Below are 15,170 nucleotides of genomic sequence, written 5' to 3'. Positions count from 1 at the left end.
TTGCGGATTGACCTGTCATGCCTCATGTCAGGTCTTTCGAACTGGCCGTGTGAGACTGAAACATGTTTATCGAAACCGAGGACACGCCGAACCCGGCGACGTTGAAGTTCCTGCCGGGGCGGGACGTGATGGGGCATCGCGGCACGGCGGATTTCGCCGAGGCGGAAGGCGTGGGCGAGCGTTCGCCGCTGGCGGGGGCGCTCTTCGACCTGCCGGGCGTGTCGGGCGTGTTTCTGGGCGCGGATTTCGTCTCCGTGACCAAGACGGGCGAGGTGGCGTGGAGCGATCTCAAGCCGCAGGTCCTGACGGCGCTGACCGCGCATTTCGACTCGGGCCGTCCAGTGGTGGAAAATGCCGCCGAGGTGACGGAGGACGAGATCGCGCCGGGTGACGAGGCGGTGGTGGCGCAGATCCGCGAGTTGCTGGATACGCGCGTGCGGCCGGCCGTGGCGGGAGATGGCGGGGACATCGTCTTTCGCGGCTATCGCGACGGGGTGGTGAGGCTGATGATGCAGGGCGCGTGTTCCGGCTGTCCCTCCTCGCGGGCGACGTTGAAGCATGGAGTCGAGAACATGCTGCGTCATTATGTTCCGGAAGTGGTGGCGGTCGAGCAGGTCGAGAGCTGAACATGTCCGGAGTTGTGGCGCCGGAGGGCGGCGTGCTGTCGGACGAGGGGCTGGACCGGCTGTTCCGGCAGGCCCGCACGCCGCGCCGCTTCGGCCCGCGGCCGGTCCCGCCCGAGATTTTGACGTCAGTGTACGATCTGGCGAAGTTGGGGCCGACCTCGGGAAATTGCTGCCCGGGGCGCGTCGTCTTTCTGACCTCCGAAGGGGCGAAGGCGCGGCTCGTCCCGGCGCTCAGCCCGGCCAATGTGGCGCTCTGCGCGAGCGCGCCGGTCGTGGCGGTGGTGTGCCATGATCCGCTCTTCTTCGAGATGTTGCCCCGGTTGAACGAGGAAGCCGGTCTGCGCGACTGGTTCGCAGCGGATGTCGGGTTGTCGGACGAGACGGCGCTTCGCAACGGGACGTTGCAGGGTGCCTATCTGATCCTGGCGGCGCGCGCGCTTGGTCTGGACGCCGCGCCGATGTCGGGCTTCGATTCGTTTCTGGTGGAGGACGGATTGCTGGCGTCGACCGGCTGGCGGGCGAATTTTCTGATCGCGCTCGGCTATGCGGAGGATGCGCCCGCCGCGCCGCGCGCCCCGCGACCGGATTTCGCGGATGCATGCCGCGTTCTCTGAGCGGGAGTTTGCGATGGCGGGTCTCGATCCGGCGTTGCGCCGCGTGCTGGTGCTGAACGGCGCGGCGGCGGGAGAAGGCGCGTTCGGGCTGCTGGCGGCGCTGGACGGCGCGGCGGTGCTGGCCTTGCGAGAGGTGCCCGGGCGCGGCGCGGCGGAGCATTTCGCGACGCTGGCGCGAGAGGTGCTCCATGAAAGCGGCTGGCCGGACGGGCCGGAGGCGATCGTGGCGGTGGCCGGGCCGGGCTCCTTCACCGGCTTGCGCGCGGCTCTGTCGCTCGCGGCGGGGCTGTCCATGGGTTATGGCTGTCCCGGCGTGGCGGTGACGCTCGGGGCGGCGCTGCGGGAGATGGATGGCGCCGCTGGTGCGGCCTGCCTTACGATTGCGCGGCGCGGGCGGTGTTTCGTGGATGACGGGCTGAACGCGCCCTACGCGGCCGCGCCGGAGGAGGTCGTCCTGCCTGCCGGGGTGACGGTCGTGACGGGGGACGCACTCGGCTGGTTGGACCCGGAGCGTTTCGCCGGTGTGCGCCGGTTGGGGGTGACGCGACCTGATGCGCGGGCGATTCTGAGCGCCGCGCGCCGGGGGCCTTTGCTGCCTTTGCAGCCGCTTTACGTCGATCCGCCTGAGGCGCGCCTGCCGGAAGGGGGGCTGCGTCCTGTCCCCGTCTGACGCGCGAGGTCTTTCCGATCTGCGGATTGTCGCCGGGGAGCCGGCGCTTCTGCCGGTTCTGGCGGCGCTCCACGCAGCGGCCTTCGCCGGGGGCGAAATATGGGACGAGGCGGCGCTGGCCGCCCTGCTCGGGATGGACGGCGTCGAGACGCTGTTGGCCGTGACGGAAGAGCGTCGCGCCCTCGGGTTCCTGATGGCGCGGGCGGTGTATGACGAGGCAGAGCTTCTGACTCTTGGGGTGGAGCCGGAAGCGCGGCGGCGCGGCGTGGCGCGCGCGCTGGTCGCGGGGCTGGCGGCGCGGCTGGCGGCGCGCGGGGTGCGGCGGCTGTTTCTGGAGGTGGCGTCGCGCAATGATGCGGCGCGGCGTTTATATGAGGCTGCGGGGTTCCAGCCCTGCGGGATGCGGCGGCGCTATTACGCGGATGGCGACGACGCGCTGGTGCTGGCGCTCGACTTGCGGATGGTGAGGTCGTAGCGCGGGGCGCCATCGGCAGCGGGGGGACGGGAGATGTCTTCCACGATGGCATGGCCCAGGGCGCGGATGGCGGCCGCGACGTTGCGGTGTGGTTCTTCCCCGGCGAGTTGCACGACAAGGACGCCGCCGGGCGGCAGGCCGTCGAGCGCGATACGCACGAGAACGGTCGTCATCGGACATATTTCATAGGTGATGTCGATAACTGTAACAGATTTTTCCGACAAATTCAGACTTCCTCTCAACTGACTTGAATAAGCGGATGGCTTGGACTACAACTGCGCGGAATTCTTTTCAAGAAAATGAGGAAGAAGGCCACCGATGAGTGACGAAGCATTGATCCAGAACCTGACGGCGAAGGTTGTCGAAGCATATGTTTCGAACAATACGGTCGCTCCGGAGGCGCTGGCCGAGTTGGTGGTGAAGGTGCGCGAGGCCTTCGCCAATGTGGGCGCGCCCGCCGCCCCGCCGGTCGCGGACAAGCCGACGCCCGCCGTGCCGCCGAAGAAGTCCGTCTTTCCCGACTATATCATTTGTCTCGAGGACGGGAAGAAGCTCAAGCTGCTGCGCCGTCATCTGAAATCCGCGTACAACATGACGCCGGAGCAGTATCGTGAGCGCTGGGATCTGCCGCCGGAATATCCGATGGTGGCGCCGAACTACGCCAAGCGTCGCTCGTCGCTGGCGCGTCAGATCGGGCTGGGGCAGCGTCGCGAGACTGTCGACGAGGAATGATCTCCGGACAGGCACGTTCCTGCGATCCGGCGGAGCCGGTTCGCATCTTCCTGTGAAGTCTTTGTTGCGGAGATTGGCAACAGGGTTGGTTTTAGGCTACGCAGGTCCGCATGGTGGCAGTTTCGCGCGCAGATGAAAAACAGGCCGGGCGTCCCGGCGGAGAATCCCGGATCGGGAAGCTTTGCCTGGAGCGCGGCCTCAAAATGACAGGTCAGCGCAGGCTGATCGCGCAGGTTCTCTCCGAAGCCGAGGACCATCCCGATGTCGAGGAGCTTTACCGGCGGGCTTCGCAGCTCGACGGGCGGATCTCCATCGCGACGGTTTACCGCACGGTCCGGCTGCTTGAGGAGAAGGGAATCCTCGAACGGCGGGATTTCGGCGGCGGTCGCGCCCGCTACGAAGCCAGCGAGCCGGGGCATCATTATCACCTGATCGATGTCGATACCGGGCGCGTGGTCGAGTTCGAGGCGCCGGAGCACGAGGCTCTGATCCGTGATCTCGTCGAGCGACTCGGGTTCGAACTGGCCTCGCATCGGCTGGAGGTTTTCGGGCGCCGCGTCACGGGAACGCGGGCGGCCGAGATCAGCGCTTCTTCCGGCGTATCGGAGGACGGGACGTCGGAGCGGAAGACGCCGCCGCGCCCGGGCCAGCGCAGGAAAGGCACGCAATGACCGACGCACCCAACCATGCCCAGCTTCTCCGGGCTTTGGCGCAGGACGATTCCGCGTCGCTGGTCGGGGAAACGCGTGGTTCGCTCTCCACTCTGGAACTGGACCGCACCGGCTTCCACGAGTTGCGGGGTGGGCAGCTCGGCGTCCGCATCGCCGCGAACGAAGCGGAGCGCGACGCCGCCCAGGCCCTGCGCTATCGCGTGTTCTTCGAGGAAATGGGCGCAAGCCCCTCGGCCGAGGCGCAGCGCCTGGGCCGGGATATCGATCCGTTCGACGATGTGGCGGATCATCTGCTTGTGATCGACCATGAGATCGGCAGCGGGCCGGAGGCGGTCGTCGGCACCTATCGCCTGTTGCGGAGCGACGCGGCGGCGAAGATCGGACGGTTCTATTCGCAGGGCGAATACGATATTTCCGTGCTGACGGAATTTCCCGGCCGCCTGCTGGAAGTGGGGCGGTCCTGCGTGGATCGCGCCTATCGCGGCCGGTCGGCCATGCAGTTGCTATGGCGCGGCATCGCCTCCTACATCTTCCTGCACCGCATCGACGTGCTGTTCGGCTGCGCAAGCCTGCCGGGGACGGACCCGGACGCGCTGGCGGACGAGTTGACTTATCTTTATCACAATCACCTCGCCCCGCCCGCGCTGCGTATCCGCGCGCTGGAGGACCGCTACGTGGACATGCAGCGCGGCGATCCGCACGCGCTGGACCACCGTCGCTGCCTCGCGCGGCTGCCGCCCCTCATCAAGGGCTATCTGCGCCTCGGCGGCTATGTCGGCGACGGCGCGGTGGTTGATCACGAGTTCAACACGACGGATGTCGCGGTTCTGGTGAAGAGCGAATTGCTGGCGGACAAATATTACCGCCATTATGAACGCCGTCTGCGCGACGCGCTCGAATAGCCGCATGACCCTACCGTGGCGGGGCTGGCGTCTCGCCCTGGCCCTCATTCTGGCCGGGGCGGTGTCCGCCGCGGCTTTTCCGCCGGTCTACGCTCTGCCGCTGCTCGCCCTGGGACTGCTTTTCCTCTATCGCTGTGCCGAGGATGCGGCGAGCGGCTGGAAGGCGGCGCTGTATGGCTTCTGGTGGGGATGGGGGTTCAACACGGCGGGGCTCTACTGGCTCACCAATGCGATCCTCACGCGGGTGCATGATTTCTGGTGGGCGCTGCCGCTCGCCGCGCCGGGTTGTGCGCTGATTCTCGCACCGTTTTCCGCCGTTCCCGCCGCCTTGTGCCGCCGTGTCGCGCCGGGCTGGCCGCGCGTGCTGCTCTTCGCCGGTATCTGGTCGCTTGGCGATATGGGGAAGGTCTATCTCTTCACCGGATTTCCGTGGAATCCGCCCGGCTCGACGCTCGAATTCCCCGGACTGGTGGGGGATTGGCTGATTCAGCCCGCCGCCTGGATCGGGGTGGATGGGATGACGCTGGCCGTGCTGCTCGGCTGTCTGCTGGTCTGGCAGTCGCGCCGCTGGGCGCTGGGCGTCGCCTGCGTGGCGGTGCTCTGGGGGGGATTCGGCGCGTGGCGATTGGCGCATCTGCACCCGTTGCCGGTCACCTTGCCTGCCGTGGCGCTGGTGCAGGGGAACGTGCCGGAGGGTGAAATTCTCGATCGCGCGGACGCCGTCGCGGTGTTCCGCCGTTATCTCGATCTGACGCGACAGGGCGTGGCGGAGGCGCGGGCGAAGGCCGGGGCGGAGGGGCGCGGGCGGAGCGTGCTCTATGTCTGGCCGGAATCGAGCTTTCCCGGATTGCTGGACGAGGATGAGGTCGCGCGGCACATGATCGCCGAGGCGGCGGACGGCGCGAACGGCGTGGTCGGCTCCGCGCGGGGGGATGCGCGGGGGCGGTATTACAACAGCGCCTTCGCGCTGGCGCCGGACGGGACCATTCTCGGTGTCTATGACAAATCCACTCTCGTGCCGTTCGGCGAATACGCGCCGCGTTTCGTACCGGTAAAGCTGGTGCCCGGTGTGCTCACGCCCGGCAGGGGGCCGATACGCTGGGATTTCGCAGGGTTCGGCGGTGTCGGGCCGATGGTGTGCTATGAGGTGATCTTTCCGGGCCGGGTGATCGGCGACAGGCGGCCCGACTGGTTGCTGAACATCACCAATGACGCGTGGTTCGGCGACAGCGCGGGGCCGCGCCAACACCTCGCCACGGCGCGGATGCGCGCGGTGGAGCAGGGAGTGCCGGTGGTGCAGGACGCCAATACCGGCGTCACGGCGATCTTCGACGGCGCGGGCCGTCAGGTCGCGGCGCTGGGCTGGGGAAAGGCGGGCGTGTTGACGGCGCTGCTTCCCGCGCCCTTGCCGGAGACGTTTTTCGGGCGGCATGGGCGGGCGACGCCGGTGGCGCTGGCCTTGCTCTGCATCGGCATGGCGGCGCTGGGTTCTTTCAGGCGGCGGTTGTAATTTTTGCCGAAAGGTTAACATTGACAATCTGAGGTTGTCGGATAAAGCATTTCTCATGTCCAATGCTGATGACACCGAGTCCTCCGACGCCCTGCCGCGTCCCGGCGCGCCGGGGCCGATGGACGTGCATATCGGCCAGCGTATCCGCCTTCGGCGGACATTGATGGGCCTCTCCCAGGAAAAGCTGGGCGAGGCGCTGGGGCTCACCTTCCAGCAGGTCCAGAAATACGAGCGCGGGGCCAACCGCGTGAGCGCCACCCGGCTCTTCGAGATCGCGCGGCTCATGAACGTGCCCGTCAGCTTCTTTTATGACGGCCTGCCCGAGGGTCTGCCGGGAGAATCCGCGGCCGAAGGCGGCGCGGTCTTTTCCTCCACCATGGGTTTCGCCGAGCCGGCGGGGCGTTTCGGCGGTCCCCCGCCCAAGCGCGCGGAAACGCCGCTGGAGGACGCCGCGCTGTTCACCCGCAAGGAGACGATCGAACTCGTGCGGGCCTTCCATCGCATTCCCGACGAGGCGGTGCGGCGGCGGGTGCTCGATCTGGTGTGTTCGATGGCTCCGCCCGAGGCGGGTTGAGGCGGTTCGCCGGGTTTTGCGGCGCGCCTGATTTTTTGCATCACCTTCGAAACGGTTTTCTTGCCAGCGGCGGCGAAACCGTCGATGCTTGCGGGACGGCGTGTGGCGCCGGGCGTCAGAAGGGGCGGAACACTCCAGCCATGCCGGTTTTCTCGGTCGAGCATACGACCGTCTATCGTTATCGCCGCCCCGTGGGGTTCGGCGTGCATCGTCTGCTGGGGCGTCCGCGCGATACGGCGGAGCAGCGGCTGCTTGACTGGTCGCTGGAGGTCTCGCCGCGCCTTGGGGAGATGCATCACGAGCTGGACCCGTTCGGCAATATCGTCACCCAGTTCTCCGTTCCGTCCCGTGCGCGGGAATTGCGCGTCGTCAACCGGCTGCGTGTCGCGCAGACGCCGTCCGTGCCGGAGAGCCGCCGCCTTGCGTCGTATGCGGCAAGCTGGCCGTTCGCCTATGACGCCGACGATGCGCCCGATCTGGCGCCGCTGTGCGAACCGGCGCTGGAGGACGGCGAAACGTCCGCCGAACGCTGGATCGTCGACGGCTGGGCGCGGGAGGTTCTCGACGGAGCCGCAACGCCGACCATCGCGTTGCTGAGCCGGATGACGCGGGCGATCCATGAGGAATTCGCCTATTGCCCGCGTGTGGAGGAGGGGACGCAGCCGCCGTCGCGGACGCTGGCGTTGCGCTCCGGCACCTGCCGCGATTTCGCGGTGCTGATGATCGAGGCGCTTCGCGGGCTGGGCTTCGCGGTGCGCTTCGTCACGGGCTATCTCTTCACCCCGCCCGGCGCGCACCATCACGGGGGCGGGGCGACCCATGCCTGGCTGGATGTGTTCCTGCCGGGGCTGGGCTGGGTGGATCTGGACCCGACGAACGGCATCGTCGGCTCGCGCGATCTCATCCGCGTCGCGAGCGTGCGGGACTGGCGACAGGCCGTGCCGCTGGCCGGCACCTGGATCGGGTTCCCCAGCGATTTCGAGAGCATGACCGTGACGGTGCGCGTGGAGGAAGAGGCGCGGCAGGCGGCGCAGAGTCTGGCCTGAAGGCGCTGCGGGGCGCTTTCGGGGAGGGAAAAGCTGGAATATGTTCCTGTTTTGTTCTAGATCGAGGGGCAAGAACGCCCTCATGAACCCGAGTCCAGACGAGACGAATGATGCTCGACCTCTCCCCGTACTGGCCTGCGTTGCAGAGCTATTTCGCCACCCATGATCCCTGGATGCTACCGCTCATCGTGTTGCTGGGCATGAGCATGCCGCTGCTGCAAACCCTTCTTTCCCGGCACGGCGATCCCTATCGGGACGCGCTGGCGCAGCGGGACGCCGCCTTGCGCGCGCTGGAGGCGGAGCGCGCCGCGCATGAGGAGACGCGCAAGAAGCTGAAGGAGAAGGGCTGAGCGGGGATCAGCCGCCGGAAAAAGCGCGCGCATGGGCCGTGCCGCCGCCCATGCGGTACGGCACGACGCCGCGCTCGTCATTGCCCACGGCGATGGCGAAGCCGCTGCCGGGGAGTGCGCGATGGCGGCAGGATGTGCGGGTGCACGCGCGGCAGCCGGGGCCGATGGGGACGTACAGGCGGCGGTCGGCGAGGTTCAGCCCGGCGGAATAGATGATGTCCTCCGCATGGGCGACGGAGCATCCGAGCACTACGGCGACATGGCGTCCGCGCTCGAAATAGGAGGTGGGCGGCTGGCCGACCGTGCGGGCGACGGCGAGGAAGACGGCGTCATCCGTGTTCTGTGAAAGTTGGACCAGCAGCTTGCCGGGAGTGGCGAAGCACTGGAAGGCGTTCCACAGCGAACACAGACCGCCGAAGCGCGCCTCGGAAAACCGCGTGGCGCTGAAGCTCTTCAGGATGTTCCCGGCCACATCGACCTTGATGAAATAGAAGGGGATGCCCTCCGCGCCGGGGCGTTGCAGGGTGGAGAGCCGGTGACAGACCTGCTCGAAACTGACTTCGAACTGACGTTGCAGGACGTCGATATCGTGCTTCGTCTCCCGCGCGGCGTGGCGGAAACGCTCATAGGGCAGGAGCAGCGCGCCCGCGAAATAATTGCTCATGCTGACGCGGGCGAGCGCGCGCGCATCCTCGCCGGAAAGGCCGGAGCGGCGCACGGAACGGTCCAGCAGCCGGGCGCAGTCGAGTCGTCCGACGATCTGGGCGAGGGAGAAATTCCGGCTCTCGCCCGGCACGCCGTCGGCGAGGATCAGCCGCTTTCCGCGTCGGTCGAAGCGCCAGACGAGGCCCTGGGCGGCGAGATCGCCCTCCGTGGCGACGCGCACGCCGTGACGGTCGAGGAGATGGCGTTCGAGTCCCGCGCCGCGCGACTGGCTGCCCAGATCGGCCTCCTCGTAGAGCCGCTCCGCCGCGCGGTCGATCTCGTCGAAGTAGTTGCGCTGCTGCTGCACCCAGTCGCCCACGGCCTCATAGGGTGCGCGTGCGACGGGCTCCGAATCCGGCGGCGCGGGAGTCGGGGATGCGGGTGCCGGGGATGCGGGAGCCGGAGTGGCGGGGGCGAGAGCGCGTTCGCCGCGCAGGGTGCGGAATGCGCGGTAAAGCGCGATAAAGTGATCGGTCAGGGCCGGAGCGGCGCGCAGGGCGGTGTCGATATCCTGCGGGCGCAGCGGCATCTTGAAGACCGGATCGGAAAGGATCTCGCGCAGGAGCTGCAACCGCCGCATCTCGTGACTGTCGTCGAAATACCCCGCCTCGACCCCGAAATTCTCGCAGATCCGCAGCATCAGGGCGGGAGGGAGCGGGCGCAGATCGTTCTCGATCTGGTTGAGATAGCTGGCCGAGATCCGCAACCGCGCGGCCATCTCGCGCTGGCTGTGGCCGTCGCGCTGGCGCAGATCGCGCAATCGCGCGCCGGCATAAAGTTTTCGTGGACGTGGGCTCATGTTCACACCGTTCGCAATTCCCGGCCCGTTCTAACACATCTTTACGCTTCGTCCGCCCTTCCCCGTCACAGGTTCCGTGCAATATTTCCCAGAGAAGACGTTCGGAAGTGAACAGGAGCCACGGACATGGACGCGCAAGGCACGACCCGACCAGACGCCGAGAACGCCGCGCCGGCGCTGCGGAATGACGCCGCACTTTCCACCGAAGCCCTGATCCGCGCCTATCATGACATGGTGCTGATCCGCCGTTTCGAGGAAAAGGCGGGGCAGCTTTACGGCATGGGGCTGATTGGCGGATTCTGTCACCTCTATATCGGGCAGGAAGCCGTCGTCGTCGGCGTGCAGGCCGCGCTGAAGGAGGGGGACGAGATCATCACCTCCTATCGCGACCATGGCCACATGCTCGCCGCCGGGATGTCCGCGCGCGGCGTGATGGCGGAGCTTCTGGGCCGCGCCACCGGCCATTCCCGCGGCAAGGGTGGCTCCATGCACATGTTCTCGCGGGAGAAGAACTTCTTCGGCGGGCACGGCATCGTCGGCGCGCAAGTCTCGCTCGGCATCGGCCTCGCCCTCGCCAACCAGTATCGCGGCAATGACAACGTGGCGGCGGTGTATTTCGGCGAGGGAGCGTCCAACCAGGGGCAGGTCTTCGAGAGCTTCAATCTCGCGGCGTTGCACAGGCTGCCGGCCGTCTTCATCATCGAGAACAACCGCTACGGCATGGGCACCAGCGTCGAGCGCGCCTCGGCCTCCCGCGCGCTCTGGCGCAATGGCGAACCCTGGGGGATTCCCGGCCTTCAGGTGGACGGGATGGACGTGAACGCCGTCCATGCCGCCGCCACGCAGGCCGTCGCCCATTGCCGCGCGGGCAAGGGGCCGTATCTCATCGAGATGCTGACCTATCGCTACCGGGGGCATTCGATGTCCGACCCCGCGAAATACCGCAAGCGCGAGGAGGTGGACGAGATGCGCCGTAAGCATGATCCCATCGAGCATGTGCGTGTGCTCCTGCTCGAAGCCGGGCTGGGCGAGGCCGAGCTGAAGGCGCTCGACGACGAGGCGAAGGCGGTCGTCGCCGACGCCGCCGATTTCGCGCAGTCCAGCCCCGAGCCGGACGAGTCCGAGCTTTATACCGACATTCTGATCGAGGCCTGATCCGACCATGGCGACCGAAATCCTGATGCCCGCTCTTTCGCCGACGATGACGGAGGGAAAGCTGGCGCGCTGGGTCAAGAAGGAGGGCGAGAGCGTGGCGTCCGGCGACGTGATCGCGGAGATCGAGACCGACAAGGCGACGATGGAGGTCGAGGCGATCGAGGACGGATTGCTCGGCCGGATTCTCGTTCCCGAAGGCACGGAGAACGTCGCGGTGAACACGCCGATCGCGCTGCTTGCCGCCGAGGGTGAGGAGCTGACGGGCGCGGCGCCCGCCGCCGGCTCGTCCCCCGCGCCCGAGGCGAAACCCGCGGTCGCGTCCGAACCGGCGCTGTCCGGCGAGAGGCAGGAGATCACCGTGCGCGAGGCGCTGCGCGACGCGATCGCGCTGGAGATGCGGCGCGATCCGGACGTGTTCCTGCTTGGCGAGGAAGTCGGCCAGTATCAGGGAGCCTACAAGATCAGCCAGGGCCTTCTGGACGAATTCGGCGAGAAGCGCGTGATGGACATGCCGATCACCGAGCATGGCTTCACCGGCATGGCCGTCGGCGCGGCGCTGACCGGGCTGAAACCGATCGTCGAATTCATGACCATGAATTTCGCCATGCAGGCGATCGACCAGATCATCAATTCGGCGGCCAAGACGCTCTATATGTCCGGCGGGCAGCTGGGCTGTCCGATCGTCTTCCGCGCGCCGAACGGCGCGGCGGCGCGCGTCGCGGCCCAGCATTCGCAATGCTATGCGAGCTGGTACGCCCATGTGCCCGGGTTGAAGGTCGTGGCCCCGTGGTCCGCCGAGGACGCGAAGGGGCTGCTGCGCGCCGCCATCCGCGATCCGAATCCCGTGATCGTGCTCGAGAACGAGATCCTCTACGGGCACAAATTTCCGTGCCCGACGGATGAGGCGTTCATCCTGCCCATCGGCAAGGCGAAGATCGAGCGCGCGGGCAAGGACGTCACCATCGTCGCCTTCTCCATCATGGTCGGCGTGGCGCTGGAAGCGGCTGAAAAGCTGGCGGAGCAGGGGATCGACGCCGAGGTCATCAATCTCCGCTCGCTGCGCCCGCTGGACACCGACACCATCGTCGAGAGCGTGAGGAAGACCAGCCGCCTCGTGACGGTGGAGGAAGGCTGGCCCTATGCCGGGATCGGCGCGGAAGTGGCCATGCAGGTGATCGAGCACGCTTTCGACTGGCTGGACGCGCCGCCGGTCCGTGTGACGGGGCTGGACGTGCCGATGCCGTTCGCCGCCAATCTGGAAAAACTCGCCCTGCCGCAGCCCGACTGGGTTGTGGACGCGGTGCGCAAGCTCGTCTGAGGCGCGATCATGGCAACCGAACTTCTCATGCCGGCTCTCTCTCCCACCATGACGGAGGGCAAGCTGGCCCGATGGGTGAAGCAGGAAGGCGACAGCGTGGCCTCCGGCGATGTGATCGCCGAGATCGAGACCGACAAGGCGACGATGGAGATCGAGGCGGTCGAGGAGGGCATTCTCGGACGGATTCTCGTTGCCGAGGGAACCGAGGGCGTGGCGGTGAACACGCCGATCGGGATTCTCGTGGCGGAAGGCGAGGACGTGCCGTCCGGGGCGGTTGCGCCGAAGGAGAAGAAAGCGCCGTCGGAGTCTGCCGCGACGGCGCGGCCCGAGCCTGCCCCGAAGACGCGACCCGAGCCTGCGAGAACGCCGGGCCGTCCCGCGCCGACTCCCTCCGCCGCGCGCCTTTTCGCCTCGCCTCTCGCGCGGCGCATCGCGAAGGACAGGGGCGTCGATCTCGCCATGCTGAAGGGCAGCGGCCCGAACGGCCGCATCCTGCGCCGGGATGTGGAGGCGGCAGAGGCCATGCCGTCCGCGCGCGTCGTCGAGACGCCGGTCGAGGCACCGGTCGCAGGGGGCGGATCGACCGCGACGCCGCTCTCCTCCATGCGCAAGGTGATCGCCCGCCGTCTGACGGAAGCCAAAGCCACCGTCCCGCATTTCTACGTGTCCATCGACGTGCGGCTCGACGCGTTGCTGGCCCTGCGTGCCCAGCTCAGGGCGGCGGCGGCCGCGGACGGGAACGAGGCTCTCCGGCTCTCGGTCAATGACATGCTCATCAAGGCCGCCGCCCTCACCCTGCGGCGCGTGCCGGAAGTGAACGTCTCCTTCGGCGGCGACACGCTGATCCAGCATCAGGACATTGACATCTCCATGGCGGTGGCGATTCCGGACGGTCTCATCACTCCGATCATCCGCCGGGCCGATCGCAAGTCCCTGCGCGAGATCGGGCTGGAATCGGCGGAGCTGGCCGCGCGCGCCAAGGCGGGGAAGCTGAAGCCGGAGGAATTCCAGGGCGGCACCTTCTCCGTCTCCAACATGGGGATGTTCGGCGTGTCCGCCTTCTCGGCCATCATCAACCCGCCGCAGGCCGCCATCCTCGCCATCGCCGCCGGAGAGAAGCGTCCGGTGGTGAAGGACGACGCGCTGGCCATCGCCACGGTCATGACCGCCACGCTTTCGGCGGATCACCGCGTCATCGACGGCGCGCTGGCGGCGCGCTGGATGGCGGCGTTCCGCTCCGTCGTCGAAAACCCGATGACGCTCGTTCTCTGAGGGGCTCATGAGCAGCAAGGATTTCGACCTCATCGTCATCGGCGGCGGTCCCGGCGGGTACGTCGCCGCTCTCCGTGCCGCGCAACTCAAGCTCTCCGTCGCGGTAGTGGAGGCCGATCATCTCGGCGGCATCTGCCTGAACTGGGGCTGCATCCCGACCAAGGCGCTGCTGCGCGCGTCGGAGATCAATCATCTCCTGCACGATCTCGCGCCGTTCGGCTTCGCCGCCGACAATCCCCGCTTCGATTTCGGCAAGGTCGTTGCCCGTTCCCGCGCGGTGGCCGGTCAACTGGCGGGGGGCGTGGACCATCTTCTCAGAAAGGCCAAGGTTCCCGTCTTCGAGGGGCGCGGCCGGCTGGCGGGCGTCAAGGGCGGCAGGCGTGTCGTCGAGATCGCAGTGAAAGCAGGCGGGACGGAGAGTCTGACGGCCGCACATGTGATCCTCGCCACGGGCGCGCGGGCGCGCGTCCTTCCCGGTTTCGAGCCGGACGGCAAGGCGATCTGGTCCTATCGCGAGGCGCTGGTGCCGGAGGCGCTGCCCGCGCGCCTGCTGGTGATCGGCTCCGGGGCGATCGGCACGGAATTCGCGTCGTTCTATCGCAATATGGGCTCCGAAGTGACTCTGGTCGAAGCCATGGAGCGCATCTTGCCGGTGGAGGATGAGGAGATCAGCAGTCTTGCCCGCAAGGCGTTCGAGAAGCAGGGCATGAAGATTCTCAGCGGCGCGAAGCTCGGGGCGCTGGAGCGGACGGGCGGCGCGCTGGCCGTGTCCGTCGAGGCGGAGGGCAAGGCGCATCGCATCGAGGCGGATCGCATCATCACCGCCGTTGGTATCGTCGGCAATGTCGAGGATCTCGGGCTGGACGGGACGAAGGTGAAGGTCGAGCGCAGTCATGTGGTGACGGATGAGCTATGCCGCACCGGCGAGGCGGGGGTCTATGCGATCGGCGATCTCGCCGGGCCGCCCTGGCTGGCGCACAAGGCGAGCCATGAGGCGGTGATGTGCGTCGAGGCCATTGCCGGGCACCATGTCCAGCCGCTCGACGTCACGCGGATTCCCGGTTGCACCTATTGCCGTCCGCAGATCGCGTCGGTCGGCCTGACCGAGGCGAAGGCGCGCGAGACGGGGTATGACGTGCGTGTCGGCCGCTTCCCGTTCATCGGCAACGGCAAGGCCATCGCGGTGGGCGAGCCGGAAGGGCTGGTGAAGACCGTGTTCGACGCGAAGACCGGCGAACTGCTCGGCGCACATATGATCGGCGCGGACGTCACCGAGTTGATCCAGGGCTACGTCATCGCCCGCACCGGCGAACTGACGGAAGCCGAACTGCGGGAGACCGTCTTCCCGCATCCGACCCTCTCCGAATCCATGCACGAAGCCGTTCTGGCCGCGTATGGCGGGGCGCTGCATTTCTAGAGTTCTAGAGAGGATGTTTCGAAAGCCGTTGTTTCATGGCGGGGAGGCTCGCGGGGCTCTGCCCCGGACCCCGCCAAAGGGCGGGCGCCCTTTGGAAACCCTCTGATTGAATTTGTTGAAATTCTTGGGGTGAAGGGCGGAGCCCCGCATCGGCGCGAGGCGCGACTTCTCAAACAGTCTCTTAGCTGGACTTTGGCGGTTTACGCTGCGTAGCAGGCATTGTTGAGCAAGGCATCGACGAGATTGCTCGGTATTTTCCTGGCGTCGGTTGTTGACGGCGACCGTTGAAAATACGGGCCGGCCCAAAGTTCTCTTCGAACCGCGGCGATGGCAT

At 67.2% G+C, this 15,170-nt stretch carries 17 protein-coding genes; 15 read left to right on the top strand and 2 right to left on the bottom strand.

Features of this window, described 5'->3' with window-relative positions:
• The first annotated feature begins 62 nt into the window (after positions 1 to 62).
• The 4 genes from EDC31_RS11925 to rimI are packed head-to-tail and all read left to right on the top strand — an operon-like array spanning position 63 to position 2,385.
• Complete coding sequence (locus tag EDC31_RS11925) at positions 63 to 626, top strand: NifU family protein (protein ID WP_042057157.1); 564 nt, start codon at positions 63 to 65, stop codon at positions 624 to 626.
• Between the two features lie 2 nt (positions 627 to 628).
• Positions 629 to 1,240, top strand: coding sequence for a malonic semialdehyde reductase (locus EDC31_RS11920; protein WP_042057159.1), 612 nt, complete (start codon positions 629 to 631; stop codon positions 1,238 to 1,240).
• Between the two features lie 13 nt (positions 1,241 to 1,253).
• The gene (locus EDC31_RS11915) at positions 1,254 to 1,910 is read left to right on the top strand and encodes a tRNA threonylcarbamoyladenosine biosynthesis protein TsaB (RefSeq protein ID WP_081797476.1); all 657 of its coding nucleotides are present in this window, start codon (positions 1,254 to 1,256) and stop codon (positions 1,908 to 1,910) included.
• Positions 1,858 to 2,385, top strand: a complete 528-nt coding sequence (gene rimI / locus EDC31_RS11910; RefSeq protein WP_307725768.1) for a ribosomal protein S18-alanine N-acetyltransferase — start codon at positions 1,858 to 1,860, stop codon at positions 2,383 to 2,385. Before EDC31_RS11915 ends, rimI begins: the two co-directional genes overlap by 53 nt.
• On the opposite strand, the gene EDC31_RS11905 is transcribed toward rimI, so the two are convergent.
• Positions 2,325 to 2,609 carry a sulfurtransferase TusA family protein gene (locus EDC31_RS11905; protein ID WP_261753916.1) on the bottom strand — a complete coding sequence of 95 codons (285 nt, stop codon included), beginning with the start codon at positions 2,607 to 2,609 and terminating at the stop codon, positions 2,325 to 2,327. The genes rimI and EDC31_RS11905 overlap by 61 nt on opposite strands.
• A gap of 94 nt (positions 2,610 to 2,703) precedes the next feature.
• Here EDC31_RS11905 and EDC31_RS11900 point away from each other — a divergent pair, with 94 nt between their 5' ends.
• The 7 genes from EDC31_RS11900 to EDC31_RS11870 all read left to right on the top strand — a co-directional run bounded on the left by EDC31_RS11900 (position 2,704) and on the right by EDC31_RS11870 (position 8,170).
• Complete coding sequence (locus EDC31_RS11900; protein ID WP_042058862.1) at positions 2,704 to 3,117, top strand: MucR family transcriptional regulator; 414 nt, start codon at positions 2,704 to 2,706, stop codon at positions 3,115 to 3,117.
• Between the two features lie 110 nt (positions 3,118 to 3,227).
• Positions 3,228 to 3,788, top strand: coding sequence for a Fur family transcriptional regulator (locus EDC31_RS11895; protein WP_081797598.1), 561 nt, complete (start codon positions 3,228 to 3,230; stop codon positions 3,786 to 3,788).
• A complete protein-coding gene (locus tag EDC31_RS11890) occupies positions 3,785 to 4,690 on the top strand; it encodes a GNAT family N-acetyltransferase (RefSeq protein WP_081797596.1) in 906 nt (301 codons plus the stop codon). The genes EDC31_RS11895 and EDC31_RS11890 overlap by 4 nt, the downstream gene beginning before the upstream one ends.
• Positions 4,691 to 4,694: 4 nt before the next feature.
• On the top strand, positions 4,695 to 6,200 hold the full coding sequence (lnt, locus tag EDC31_RS11885) for an apolipoprotein N-acyltransferase (protein WP_132127071.1): 1,506 nt from the start codon (positions 4,695 to 4,697) through the stop codon (positions 6,198 to 6,200).
• A gap of 55 nt (positions 6,201 to 6,255) precedes the next feature.
• The gene (locus EDC31_RS11880) at positions 6,256 to 6,774 is read left to right on the top strand and encodes a helix-turn-helix domain-containing protein (RefSeq protein WP_042058860.1); all 519 of its coding nucleotides are present in this window, start codon (positions 6,256 to 6,258) and stop codon (positions 6,772 to 6,774) included.
• Positions 6,775 to 6,914: 140 nt separating this feature from the next.
• On the top strand, positions 6,915 to 7,820 hold the full coding sequence (locus EDC31_RS11875; RefSeq protein WP_042058858.1) for a transglutaminase family protein: 906 nt from the start codon (positions 6,915 to 6,917) through the stop codon (positions 7,818 to 7,820).
• 107 nt (positions 7,821 to 7,927) lie between these two features.
• Positions 7,928 to 8,170: a hypothetical protein gene (locus EDC31_RS11870; protein WP_042058856.1), complete on the top strand. Its 243-nt coding sequence runs from the start codon at positions 7,928 to 7,930 to the stop codon at positions 8,168 to 8,170.
• Positions 8,171 to 8,177: 7 nt separating this feature from the next.
• On the opposite strand, the gene EDC31_RS11865 is transcribed toward EDC31_RS11870, so the two are convergent.
• Entirely contained in the window at positions 8,178 to 9,674 is a 1,497-nt protein-coding gene (locus EDC31_RS11865) for a helix-turn-helix domain-containing protein (RefSeq protein ID WP_042058866.1), read from the bottom strand.
• Positions 9,675 to 9,800: 126 nt separating this feature from the next.
• On the opposite strand from EDC31_RS11865, the gene pdhA reads away from it, so the two are divergent.
• From pdhA to lpdA, 4 genes are read left to right on the top strand one after another with little or no spacing between them, the layout of a single operon-like run.
• Entirely contained in the window at positions 9,801 to 10,829 is a 1,029-nt protein-coding gene (gene pdhA, locus EDC31_RS11860; protein WP_081797594.1) for a pyruvate dehydrogenase (acetyl-transferring) E1 component subunit alpha, read from the top strand.
• A 7-nt stretch (positions 10,830 to 10,836) separates the two neighbouring features.
• Complete coding sequence (locus EDC31_RS11855; RefSeq protein WP_042058853.1) at positions 10,837 to 12,147, top strand: pyruvate dehydrogenase complex E1 component subunit beta; 1,311 nt, start codon at positions 10,837 to 10,839, stop codon at positions 12,145 to 12,147.
• A gap of 9 nt (positions 12,148 to 12,156) precedes the next feature.
• On the top strand, positions 12,157 to 13,419 hold the full coding sequence (locus tag EDC31_RS11850; RefSeq protein WP_042058851.1) for a pyruvate dehydrogenase complex dihydrolipoamide acetyltransferase: 1,263 nt from the start codon (positions 12,157 to 12,159) through the stop codon (positions 13,417 to 13,419).
• A gap of 7 nt (positions 13,420 to 13,426) precedes the next feature.
• A complete protein-coding gene (lpdA, locus tag EDC31_RS11845; protein ID WP_042058848.1) occupies positions 13,427 to 14,836 on the top strand; it encodes a dihydrolipoyl dehydrogenase in 1,410 nt (469 codons plus the stop codon).
• Positions 14,837 to 15,170 lie beyond the last annotated feature (334 nt).

Source organism: Acidomonas methanolica (genome assembly GCF_004346035.1).
In the GTDB taxonomy this organism is placed as follows: domain Bacteria; phylum Pseudomonadota; class Alphaproteobacteria; order Acetobacterales; family Acetobacteraceae; genus Acidomonas; species Acidomonas methanolica.
The sequence above is the reverse complement of the archived record's forward strand: the minus strand, read 5'-3'. Positions and strand labels throughout refer to the sequence as shown.

Coding starts and splice junctions, on each gene's coding strand:
- EDC31_RS11925 (WP_042057157.1), top strand. CDS start 63: ATGTTTATCGAAACCGAGGACACGCCGAACCCGGCGACGTTGAAGTTC.
- EDC31_RS11920 (WP_042057159.1), top strand. CDS start 629: ATGTCCGGAGTTGTGGCGCCGGAGGGCGGCGTGCTGTCGGACGAGGGG.
- EDC31_RS11915 (WP_081797476.1), top strand. CDS start 1,254: ATGGCGGGTCTCGATCCGGCGTTGCGCCGCGTGCTGGTGCTGAACGGC.
- EDC31_RS11900 (WP_042058862.1), top strand. CDS start 2,704: ATGAGTGACGAAGCATTGATCCAGAACCTGACGGCGAAGGTTGTCGAA.
- EDC31_RS11895 (WP_081797598.1), top strand. CDS start 3,228: ATGGTGGCAGTTTCGCGCGCAGATGAAAAACAGGCCGGGCGTCCCGGC.
- EDC31_RS11890 (WP_081797596.1), top strand. CDS start 3,785: ATGACCGACGCACCCAACCATGCCCAGCTTCTCCGGGCTTTGGCGCAG.
- lnt (WP_132127071.1), top strand. CDS start 4,695: ATGACCCTACCGTGGCGGGGCTGGCGTCTCGCCCTGGCCCTCATTCTG.
- EDC31_RS11880 (WP_042058860.1), top strand. CDS start 6,256: ATGTCCAATGCTGATGACACCGAGTCCTCCGACGCCCTGCCGCGTCCC.
- EDC31_RS11875 (WP_042058858.1), top strand. CDS start 6,915: ATGCCGGTTTTCTCGGTCGAGCATACGACCGTCTATCGTTATCGCCGC.
- EDC31_RS11870 (WP_042058856.1), top strand. CDS start 7,928: ATGATGCTCGACCTCTCCCCGTACTGGCCTGCGTTGCAGAGCTATTTC.
- EDC31_RS11865 (WP_042058866.1), bottom strand. CDS start 9,674: ATGAGCCCACGTCCACGAAAACTTTATGCCGGCGCGCGATTGCGCGAT.
- pdhA (WP_081797594.1), top strand. CDS start 9,801: ATGGACGCGCAAGGCACGACCCGACCAGACGCCGAGAACGCCGCGCCG.
- EDC31_RS11855 (WP_042058853.1), top strand. CDS start 10,837: ATGGCGACCGAAATCCTGATGCCCGCTCTTTCGCCGACGATGACGGAG.
- EDC31_RS11850 (WP_042058851.1), top strand. CDS start 12,157: ATGGCAACCGAACTTCTCATGCCGGCTCTCTCTCCCACCATGACGGAG.
- lpdA (WP_042058848.1), top strand. CDS start 13,427: ATGAGCAGCAAGGATTTCGACCTCATCGTCATCGGCGGCGGTCCCGGC.